This window comes from Actinomycetota bacterium (assembly GCA_030017835.1).
Classification (GTDB): domain Bacteria; phylum Actinomycetota; class Aquicultoria; order UBA3085; family Oleimmundimicrobiaceae; genus Yes70-04.
In genome coordinates this window covers 68,144-78,507 of the sequence record JASEGU010000003.1, presented here as the reverse complement: position 1 = coordinate 78,507, position 10,364 = coordinate 68,144, and the positions used below count along the sequence as shown (strand labels likewise).

Sequence of the window (10,364 nt, the reverse complement as noted above, 5' to 3'; positions counted from 1 at the left end):
TGAATGACTCTTATCTCAGGAGGACACCATTTACAGAACTTTGTGGGCTTGACTTGATGATAAGACTCGATTCTAAAAGCCGACGCAGACAGATAGCCTTACTAGCCCTCGAGATAATCGCCAAAGAGGGTCTGCCTGAACTGACAATGCGCAAACTCGCTGGACGCGCCCAGGTATCTGAGGCGGCTATCTATCGCCACTTCAAAAATAAAGAAGCGGTCTTAAGGGAGCTTTTTGAGCTTCTTGCAGTGGGCAACGGCTTCTGGCAAACTGCAAAAGTGGCCGACGATCCGATCGTGGGCCTTAAACTGATAATCGAGGCTCAGTTGAGTCACTTTGAAAATAATCCCGACCTGATAACCTTCCTCTTTAACGAAGAGGTATTCGTGGGCTATCCAGCTCTAAAAGAGCCCATGTTGGAGTGGCGAAAGACCAAGGAGGAGACCATAATTGATCTTGTCGAGACTGCAAAGAGGCAAAATCAAGTACCGGCTGATATAGATTCCAAGGTCTTCGCCCTCTTATATATGGGAGCCATCAGATTGATCGCCTTAAAATGGAAATAGGCCGCCTTCTCCTTTAACTTGTCCTCACAGGCCGGCCCGATCTGGTCGCACCTTGCCCGTCTTCTTGTTAACCCCAAAATTTAGTAGAACCTCAAGAAAAGGAGGCTTTATACATGAGTCCGAGCGTTCTAATACTTATAGGCTTGACAGCCATACTTTTGACAATCTCCTTCATTAAGGACTTTGCAAGGACGGTCAAAAGTCTCGTCTCGGCAAGGGATAGGTTTTTGAATATCTCCACCCAGCTTCTCACCATCCTGTCTTTGATCGGCCTATTTTTGGCTTTGGTTCCCGAGAGCCTGATAAGATCAATCCTGGGAGGCGAAAGCGTCTTTTTGAGTACCGTTTACGCGGCATTGATCGGCACGGTGACGATAATTCCGGCCTTCATCGCCCTTTCCACTGGCCGCCTCGCTCTATAGAAACGGCGCCCACCTGATCTCGATGGCTGCCCTCATAACCACCTTGACCATGGTCGGTTTTGCGACCATTCCGATAGAGACATCTCACTTCGGCAAGCGTTTCACCATCTTGAGGAACCTCATGAGCTTTGCGGCGGCCATGATAATCGCCCTGATGATGGGGGCGATACTGTGAGGCAAATGAAGAGATATAAATTGCTCATCTTGACGGTCATCTTATACATTCTGGCCTTTGCCTACGATCCGAAGGTCTTTGCGTCAGCCGTCTCAAATACCGGCCTCTACTTAAAAGAGATGATCCAGATCCTTCCGGCCGTCTTCATTTTGACCGGTCTCCTGAACGCTTGGGTCCCCCATAAGGTGGTCGAGGCAAAACTTGGAAAGGAGTCGGGTCTTTTTGGCAGACTGATCTCACTCTTTTTGGGAGCTGTCTCGGCCGGTCCAGTCTATGTGGCCTTCCCTCTGGTCCAGTCGCTTTTGGGCAAAGGAATGAGCGTTGGCAACGCGGTGATACTAATCAGCGCTTGGGCGGCCGCCAAGGTGCCGATGTTCCTCATCGAGAGCAGGTTTTTGGGCATCGGCTTTGCTTCACTTAGGACCCCTCTTACCGTCATCGCCATTCTGATAATGGGCGCCTTGATGGACAGGATGATGAGCGGAAGCGATATCATCCTGTCAACTAGAGATGATAACAAGAGGCTGGAGGCGGTGGTCGCTCTTCTGCCCAACCAGAACTGCTTGGCCTGCGGCCATAAGGGCTGTCTCGATTATGCCAAAGCGGTACTTGAAGGAGGGGCCTCAACCGATCTCTGCAGAGTGGGAGAGAAAGGTCTTTCAGAGAGGCTTGCCTCCGTGAGAAAGGAAAGTCTGTAGATATTATTGGGCCACTTCAAGCTGCTTATTACGAAGAAGTCTTTTGTTATATGCGCCAATCGACGCTCTTATCTTAGCGTGGTAAAATGTATAGGTTATTTTCAGCTTTAAATAAACTCGATCAAGAAATGGAGCTTCAATGCAGGGTTTGCTATCCAAGGTCTTAAGGGCCGGCGAAGGCAGAAGACTTAAAACTTTGGAGGAGAGGATCAAGGGGATAAACTCCCTTGAAGAGGCCATATCCTCACTATCGGACCAAGAACTCGCCTCAAAGACGGATGAGTTTTTGGCAAGACTCGCTTCGGGCAAGAGTCTAGACGACATCCTGGGCGAGGCTTTTGCGGTCGTACGCGAGGTCTCCAAGAGGAGTCTCAATATGCGCCATTTTGATGTCCAGCTTATCGGCGGAATCGTCCTGCACGAAGGATCAATCGCCGAGATGGCGACAGGCGAGGGCAAGACCCTAGTGGCGACCTTGCCGGTCTATCTGAACTCACTTAGCGGGGGCGGCGTCCACGTCGTCACAGTCAACGATTATCTAGCCAAGAGGGATGCCGTCTGGATGGGCCCCATTTACCACTTCTTGGGTCGTTCGGTCTCCGTCATCCAACATGACTCCTCCTTCATCTATGATCCAACCTACGAGTCACCCGACGAAGCTCTAGCCAAGCTTCGCCGGGTTACCCGGGCCGAAGCCTACTTGGCTGACATAACCTACGGCACCAACAATGAATTCGGCTTCGACTACCTAAGGGACAATATGGCGCTCAGTTTAAGCCGGATGGTCCAGCGCGGCCATAACTTTGCCATCGTCGATGAAGTCGATAGCATCCTGATCGACGAGGCGAGGACGCCTCTAATCATCTCCGGTCCGGCCGAGGACAGGAGCCGCATCTGTAAGCAGGTCGATCTGGAAGTCTCTCGCTTCAAGCCCCTCATCATCGTCAAAGAGAGCAAGGATGAGGATGAGAAGGATTACAATGAGGATAACTACGATTTTGTGGCTAACGAGAAGGAGAATACCATCAAAGTCACGGGGTGCGGTGAGGCAAAGATGGCCAGGGCTCTCGGCGTCGAGGTCGAAGAGCTTTCCGATCCCACCTTGGAGCCGCATGGGGTCCCCATGCTTGAGTGGCAGAGCCGCTACAAGCAGAGCATGAAGGCTCATTCACTGTTTAAACGCGACGTGGACTACATAGTAAATGATGGCCAAGTCATAATCGTCGATGAGTTTACTGGTCGCTTAATGCAGGGCAGAAGGTACAGCGATGGACTTCACGAGGCGATCGAGGCCAGAGAGAGGGTTCACATCAAACAGGAGAACCAGACCCTGGCCACCATTACCTTGCAGAATTATTTTAGAATGTACAAAAAGCTTGCCGGCATGACCGGAACGGCCGCCACAGAAGCCGACGAATTCTTGCACATATATAAACTTGAGACCGTCGTTATCCCGACCAACAAGCCGATGATAAGGCGGGCTCTGCCCGATGTCATATACAAGACCGAGAAGGCCAAATTCGAGGCGATAGTTGAAGATATTGTTAGGCGTAGCCAGGATGGCCAGCCAGTCTTGGTCGGCACCGTCTCGATCGAGAAATCGGAAGTCCTCTCCAAGATGCTAAGGATTCAAGGGATAAAGCACGAGGTCTTAAATGCCAAGTATCATGAACGCGAAGCTCAGATAATCGCTCAGGCTGGTCGCAAGGAGGCGGTCACCATTGCAACCAATATGGCCGGCCGGGGAACCGACATAATTCTTGGCGGAACCGAGCCGGAGGAGGGCGAAGTGGAAGCGGTGAAGGCCGCCGGCGGCCTTCACGTCATCGGCACAGAGAGGCACGAGTCGAGGCGGATAGATAATCAGCTCAGAGGCCGCTCCGGCCGCCAAGGAGATCCGGGATCTTCCCAGTTCTTCATTTCGCTCGAAGACGATCTGATGCGCCTCTTCGGAGGCGAGCGGATTGGCAATATCATGGATAAGCTGGGATTGCCAGATGATACCCCCATTGAGCACAACATGATCACAAAATCGGTCGAGCGCGCTCAGAGCCAAGTGGAGTCGCACAACTTCCAGATCAGAAAGCATGTCTTGGAATACGATGACGTCATGAATAAGCAGCGTGAAGTCATCTACGGGCAGAGAAAGCTCTGCTTGGAGGGAGACGATCTCCACCTGAGGGCGGCCACCCTGATAAGCGAAGTAGTCGAGGAGACGGTGGGCTCCTTTGCCGCTCCTGACTCCTATCCCGAGGATTGGGACCTTGACGGTCTCTTCGCCGAGCTAGAGGAGCTCTTCCCCTTAGGGATCGATCCAAAAAATATCGACGTATCATCCTATAACCAAGAGAGCTTAAGGGGGGCTTTCTTAAATATGGTAGAGAAACTTTATGAGGAGCGCGAACAAGAGCTCGGCAGCGATATTTTGAGGCAACTGGAGCGGCATGTCATGCTTCAAGTCGTCGATCACCGCTGGAGAGAGCATCTCTACGAGATGGATTATCTAAAAGAGGGCATCGGACTTAGGGCCATCGGTCAGCGCGATCCTTTGGTCGAATATAGGCGCGAGGCCTATTCCCTCTGGGAGACGACCATGGCCGGCATTAAAACCGATTTTGTGAAGTATATCTTCAGGGCCCAAGTGGTGACTGAAGAGGCACCTCGACCGGCGCCGAAGAAAGAGGCCAAGATCTTCCGCTCGGATGAGAGAGAGCGGCCCGCTCCGGTATCGACCGGCTCCAAAGTGGGCAGAAATGACCCCTGTCCCTGTGGCAGCGGGAAGAAATATAAGAAATGTTGCGGGACTTAAGTTTCAACATAATTGGTTGTGGAGGCGTAAATGATTACGGATCAGTCTGAAAGATTGAATGCTCTTGCTGAAAGGATCGATAAGATACGGGATTACCTTTGACATCGATAGCAAGAGGGCAGAGACTCTAAGGCTCGAGGCAATGGCGGCCGAGCCGAGCCTCTGGGCCGACCAGACAAGAGGCCAGGAGGTAATGAGGGAGCTCGGCAGGCTGAAGGATGATATTTTGGCCATCGAGAGGATAGATGAAAAACGAGCCGATCTGGCCGTCCTAAATGAGTTGGCTTTAGCCGAAGACGACGGCAGGCTGGCCAAGGAGCTCGAAGAGGCTCTTGCTGATCTCGATAGAGAGGTCGATGAGGTCGAGCTGAAGAGCTGGTTCACCGGCGAGTTCGACGATCACGACGCCGTAGTCACAATCCACCCGGGGGCGGGCGGCGTAGAGTCCCAAGACTGGGCCGAGATGCTCCTTAGGATGTATCTTAGATGGGCCGATAAGAAGGCTTTCAAGACTGAGATAACCGATTTCCAGCAGGGAGACGGGGCGGGCATCAAGAGCGTCACCTTTACCGCCAAGGGCCCTTATGCTTTCGGTCATTTCCGTCCCGAAAAGGGGGTTCATCGCTTGGTTCGGATATCCCCCTTCGACTCATCTAGCAGGCGCCATACCTCATTCAGCTCGGTCGATGTAACCCCGCTCATCGATGATGAGGCGGCCGTCGAGATAGACCCCAAAGATCTTCGCATCGAGACCTATCGGGCGAGTGGAGCCGGGGGTCAGCATGTCAACGTGACCGATTCGGCCGTTCGCATAACCCATATCCCAACAGGGGTCGTCGCTCAATGTCAGAGCGAAAGGAGCCAGTTTCAGAACAAGGATACCGCCATGCAGATACTCAAAGCTCGTCTCTTCGAACTGGAAGAGGAGAAAAAGAGAGATGAAATGGATAAACTGAGGGGCGAAAAGAAGGATATCGCCTGGGGTAGCCAGATAAGATCCTACGTCCTTCACCCTTACAGCCTGGTCAAGGATCATCGGATCAATCTTGAGAAGGGGAATATCCAGGGCGTTTTAGACGGAGACTTAGACGAATTTATTGTGGCCTACTATCGGGCCGGATTCTAAGGATTATTGATGGAAATAAGGAGGCGGCATGAAGCTTATAGCCGACCTACATGTACATACGGTGGCCAGTGGCCATGCCTTCAGCACCGTCGATGAAGCCGCCAAAGCGGCCAAAGAGAAGGGGATCGAACTCATCGCTATAACCGATCACGGGCCCGCCCTGCCCGGCGGCGCTCATCCCTATCATTTCTGGAATTTGAGGGTCTTGCCAAGTGAAATTGCAGGCGTTCGCATCCTTACCGGCATCGAGGCAAACATAATCGATCCCTCTGGTCGTCTCGACATGGAGGACGAGATATTGGAGAGGCTCGACATCGTCCTTGCCACATTCCACATAAATTGCGGTTATGAAGATCTGGGGGTGGTTAAAAACACTGAAGCTTTGATATGTTCGATTGAAAATCAAAACGTCGATGTAGTTGCCCATCCCGGCAACCCCGCCTTCAAGGTCGATGCGAAGGAGGTAACCCGTGCAGCTAAAGATTTCAATGTGGCGGTTGAGCTAAATAACAGTTCGCTCCTCCATACCACCAGCCGTTTCGGGAGCTATGAGAATTGTGTCGACTTTGCAAGAGAGGCTCTGAACGTGGGCTGCAGGGTCATCATCAGCAGCGACTCCCACATTGCGAGCAATATTGGCAATTTCAATGACGCCATTCTGATGGCCGAAAAGGTCGGATTTACCGAAGAAGATGTGCTCAATAGTTCCATAGATAAGGTGCTTGACTTCCTGAACTTAAAATAACTTTTTGAGCCGCACTTGAAGAATCGGTCTTTAAGTGGTATCCCTTATTGGAGCATTCTTTGTAAATGAGGTTAGGATTTGAATAGAGAAGAATTAGAATCATATCTTAGGGCCAAGGCCTGCAAGATGAGGGCAGACATCATTGAGATGACCTGTTTGGCCGCCTCCGGTCATCCTGGAGGGTCCCTCTCGGCGGCCGATATGATTGCCGTCCTCTACTTCCATCACATGCGTCACGACCCAAAAAATCCCAAATGGAGCAAGCGGGACAGGTTCGTCTTGAGCAAGGGTCACGCCTGCCCGGTTCTCTATGCTACTCTGGCTGAAGCCGGCTACTTTAAGAGGGATCATCTCAAAACCTTAAGGAGGCTCGGCAGCATCTTGCAGGGTCACCCCGACATGAAGAAGGTCCCCGGAGTCGAGATATCATCAGGCTCACTCGGCCAAGGTCTTGCGGTCGCCTGCGGCATGGCTCTGGCCGCCAAGATCAAGGGCGAGGGGCATAAGATTTTTGCCATGATCGGCGACGGCGAGTCCCAGGAGGGCGAGATCTGGGAGTCGGCCATGTTTGCCGCCCACTACAAATTGGACAATCTGGTTGCCATGACCGACTATAACAATCTTCAGATAGACGGATTTGTCTCCGATGTCATGGAGGTTCAGCCGCTGGCCGAAAAGTGGCTGGCTTTCGGATGGCATGTCATCGAGATCGATGGCCACGAAATCGGTCAGATAATAGATGCCCTAAAATCGGCCGATGAGGTTGAAGGCAAACCGGTTATGATCGTGGCCAACACCACCAAGGGCAAGGGCGTCTCCTTCATGGAGGGCGTCTGCGACTATCACGGCAAGGCTCCGACCAAGGATGAGATGGAGAGGGCGCTTTGCGAATTGAGATAGCTATTTTTGGAGGGGCTTTTGAGCGAGACTAAACCGATGAGGGCGACAAGAGAGGCATACGGGGATGCTCTGGTCGAATTGGGGAGCGAAAGGGAGAATGTCGTCGTTCTTGAGGCTGATCTGGCCAAATCGACATATAGCATAAAATTCAAGGAAGCTTTTCCCAAGCGCTTCATCGAGTGCGGAGTGGCCGAGGCCAATATGATGGGGGTGGCCGCGGGCCTTGCCGCCTCAAACATGATCGCATATACAGGCTCATTTGCAATCTTTGCCACCGGTCGAGCTTTTGAGCAGGTGAGAAACACGATCGCTTACGCATCTCTCAACGTGAAAATCTGTCCAAGTCACGGCGGAGTGACCGTCGGCGAAGATGGTGGCTCTCACCAATCGATCGAGGATGTCGCCCTCATGCGGGTCATCCCAAACATGAGGGTGGTAGTTCCAGCCGACTATATTCAAGCTAGGGCGGCCATCAAGGCGGCGGCCGATATAGAGGGGCCCGTCTTCATCAGGACCGGACGCTCCAAAGTGCCCACGATCTTCGATGATGGTTACGTATTTGACATAAATAAGGCCCCTCTTATGCGAGAGGGTAGTGACGTCACTATCATGGCCAACGGTATAATGCTGGCCAAGGCTCTTGAAGCGGCCGATCTTCTTTTGACGGAAGGCATTGAGGCTGAGATCATCAACGTTCATACCATCAAACCCTTAGACGAAGCGACCATCATCGCCTCACTGAAGAAGACGGGGGCTGCTGTCACGGCCGAAGAGCACAGCGTTATCGGAGGTCTTGGCGGGGCGATAGCCGAGCTTGCGGCCAGCAAGACGGCCGTTCCGATAGAGATGGTTGGGATAAAAGATATCTTTGGGACATCCGGGAGCGAGGGCGAACTTTTAGAGCACTTCGATTTGACCAAAGAGTCGATAGTAAGGGCCGCTAAAGAGGTCATAGTAAGGAAAGCTTAGCTCACGGGGCTTTGATTTAAGTTTCCTTTTTTGTTAACATCTTCACATATGAGGCATAGAGCATGATAAGCATCAAGAACCTGACAATGAGGTATAACGGCGGAAAGCCCGCCCTAGACAATATCACCATGGATGTGGAGAAGGGCGAGTTCGTCTTTCTGGTCGGTCCGAGCGGATCTGGCAAATCGACTCTCATCAAACTCTTAATACGAGAGCTAATCCCCACTCAGGGGCGGATACTGGTGGCCGGACATGACATAATAAATATGCCCTCCAGGAAGGTTCACCTCCTTCGCAGAAACATCGGTTGCGTCTTCCAAGACTTCAAACTCTTACCCAATAAGACAGCCTATGAGAACGTGGCTTTCGCCCTGGACGTTATAGGTAAATCAGAGCAGGTGATAAGGAGCCAAGTCCCCGAGGTCCTAAGGTTGGTCGGTCTCGAGGGCAAATTCGACCGCTATCCGAATGAGCTCTCCGGCGGTGAACAGCAGAGAGTCTCTTTGGCCAGAGCCTTCGTAAACCGGCCGCCCCTCCTTCTGGCCGATGAGCCGACCGGCAACCTTGACCCAGCCATCTCGGCCGAGATAATGAGTCTTTTGGACAAGATAAATAAGACGGGTACGACGATCCTAATGGTCACCCACGACCGCGAGATGGTAAACAATCTGCGCCGCAGGGTTATTGCCTTGGAACATGGTCATCTGGTCAGAGATCAGGCGAGGGGGGTATACGGATATGAAGATTAAGCCTCTCTACTATACCCGCGAGGCCATAGAGAGCTTGAGGCGCAACTTTGCCATGAGCAGCGCGGCCATTAGCACAGCCGCCCTATCCCTCTTCATGGTTGGTGCCTTTATATTGATGTTTATGATCCTAAGGTCATTTGCCACCGACATTCTCTCAAAGCTTGAGATAGAGGTCTTTTTGAAGGACGAGGCCGCCGAGGCTCAGGTTCAAGCCTTCCAGAATGAGATAACCGGCTGGCAAGAGGTAAAGACGATAAATTATGTCTCGAAAGACGATGCCCTAATCAGGCTCAAGGAGAAGCTGAAAGATAAGCCCAATATCCTTGAGGCCCTTTCAGGCAATCCTCTTCCGGCTTCAATAAGGATATTTACAAAGGATGCCAACCTCATCGAGGCCACGGTGGCCAAAATCAATGCCTATCCGGCCCTAAAGGATGTAGTCGAAGAGCCAAAGACCGACATAAAATATGGGGCCGAGTATATAGATAGGCTATTTTCCGTCTTTAAGGTGATGGGCTGGGTCGGATTTGGTGCGGCCTTTTTGCTCTGTTTTGCTTCGGTGGTCTTGATTATAAACACGATTCGTCTTACGATACTTGCCAGAAGCAAAGAGGTTGGAATAATGCGCCTGGTGGGAGCCTCGATGTGGTTCGTCAGATGGCCCTTCCTCTTGGAAGGTATGTTCCAGGGTCTGGCCGGATCGGCCGTGGCTATCGGTCTTCTCTACTTCGTCAAGGTCTGGGTACTTAGGAAGTTGACCGAAATAATACCCTTCCTTAGGATCTCCATAAGCACCGCCTCATTTGCTCAATTGATGTTGGGCATAACATTTGGCGGCATAATGATAGGAGCCATAGGGAGCACAATAGCGCTTCGGCGATTCCTAAGAGTTTAGGTGATCGTGGCTTTAAGGTTGTGAAATCGTGCTACTTAGGGGTCAAAGACTTTTTTTAGTAGCCATATTCATCATCTTCTTAACCGCCCTACCACTTAACAAACCCGTTTTTTCCTCTCCCATAGGTGACGCCAAAGATCGACTCGACTCCATAAACGAGCAGCTCAAGGAGAATGAAAAGCTCTTAGAGGAGACCAAAAAGAAGGAGTCTGGCTTACTTGGCGAAATTACCAAGTAAGACAACGAGATAGGGGCGAAGGAGAACGAGCTCTCCACCCTAAATAAGCAGCTTGGCAAGCTTACTTCCGAG

General features: G+C 51.7%; 12 protein-coding genes. All 12 read left to right on the top strand.

Translation table 11 applies throughout. The features are described from left to right. The coding region (locus QMD53_01760) for a TetR/AcrR family transcriptional regulator (GenBank protein ID MDI6799404.1) at positions 1–566 on the top strand (566 nt) is incomplete at its 5' end. Positions 567–679: 113 nt separating this feature from the next. Next, complete coding sequence (locus QMD53_01755) at positions 680–988, top strand: hypothetical protein (protein MDI6799403.1); 309 nt, start codon at positions 680–682, stop codon at positions 986–988. A 22-nt stretch (positions 989–1,010) separates the two neighbouring features. After that, positions 1,011–1,163, top strand: coding sequence for a hypothetical protein (locus tag QMD53_01750; protein ID MDI6799402.1), 153 nt, complete (start codon positions 1,011–1,013; stop codon positions 1,161–1,163). 5 nt (positions 1,164–1,168) lie between these two features. Then, positions 1,169–1,861 carry a permease gene (locus tag QMD53_01745; GenBank protein ID MDI6799401.1) on the top strand — a complete coding sequence of 231 codons (693 nt, stop codon included), beginning with the start codon at positions 1,169–1,171 and terminating at the stop codon, positions 1,859–1,861. A gap of 139 nt (positions 1,862–2,000) precedes the next feature. After that, positions 2,001–4,670: a preprotein translocase subunit SecA gene (secA, locus tag QMD53_01740; GenBank protein MDI6799400.1), complete on the top strand. Its 2,670-nt coding sequence runs from the start codon at positions 2,001–2,003 to the stop codon at positions 4,668–4,670. A 30-nt stretch (positions 4,671–4,700) separates the two neighbouring features. After that, positions 4,701–5,796 (top strand): peptide chain release factor 2 gene (gene prfB, locus QMD53_01735; protein ID MDI6799399.1). Its coding sequence is split into 2 segments (ribosomal slippage): positions 4,701–4,757 and positions 4,759–5,796, totalling 1,095 coding nucleotides; the frame shifts between segments, so codons are not numbered across the junction. Between the two features lie 28 nt (positions 5,797–5,824). Further along, a complete protein-coding gene (locus tag QMD53_01730; GenBank protein MDI6799398.1) occupies positions 5,825–6,541 on the top strand; it encodes a phosphatase in 717 nt (238 codons plus the stop codon). A gap of 78 nt (positions 6,542–6,619) precedes the next feature. Then, positions 6,620–7,441: a transketolase gene (locus QMD53_01725; GenBank protein MDI6799397.1), complete on the top strand. Its 822-nt coding sequence runs from the start codon at positions 6,620–6,622 to the stop codon at positions 7,439–7,441. Between the two features lie 36 nt (positions 7,442–7,477). Then, positions 7,478–8,410, top strand: a complete 933-nt coding sequence (locus QMD53_01720) for a transketolase C-terminal domain-containing protein (protein ID MDI6799396.1) — start codon at positions 7,478–7,480, stop codon at positions 8,408–8,410. 62 nt (positions 8,411–8,472) lie between these two features. Then, positions 8,473–9,159 (top strand): cell division ATP-binding protein FtsE, encoded by a 687-nt coding sequence (ftsE, locus tag QMD53_01715; protein ID MDI6799395.1) that lies wholly within the window; start codon positions 8,473–8,475, stop codon positions 9,157–9,159. Further along, the gene (gene ftsX / locus QMD53_01710) at positions 9,149–10,054 is read left to right on the top strand and encodes a permease-like cell division protein FtsX (protein ID MDI6799394.1); all 906 of its coding nucleotides are present in this window, start codon (positions 9,149–9,151) and stop codon (positions 10,052–10,054) included. Before ftsE ends, ftsX begins: the two co-directional genes overlap by 11 nt. 28 nt (positions 10,055–10,082) lie before the next feature. Continuing rightward, positions 10,083–10,292, top strand: coding sequence for a hypothetical protein (locus tag QMD53_01705; protein MDI6799393.1), 210 nt, complete (start codon positions 10,083–10,085; stop codon positions 10,290–10,292). Positions 10,293–10,364 lie beyond the last annotated feature (72 nt).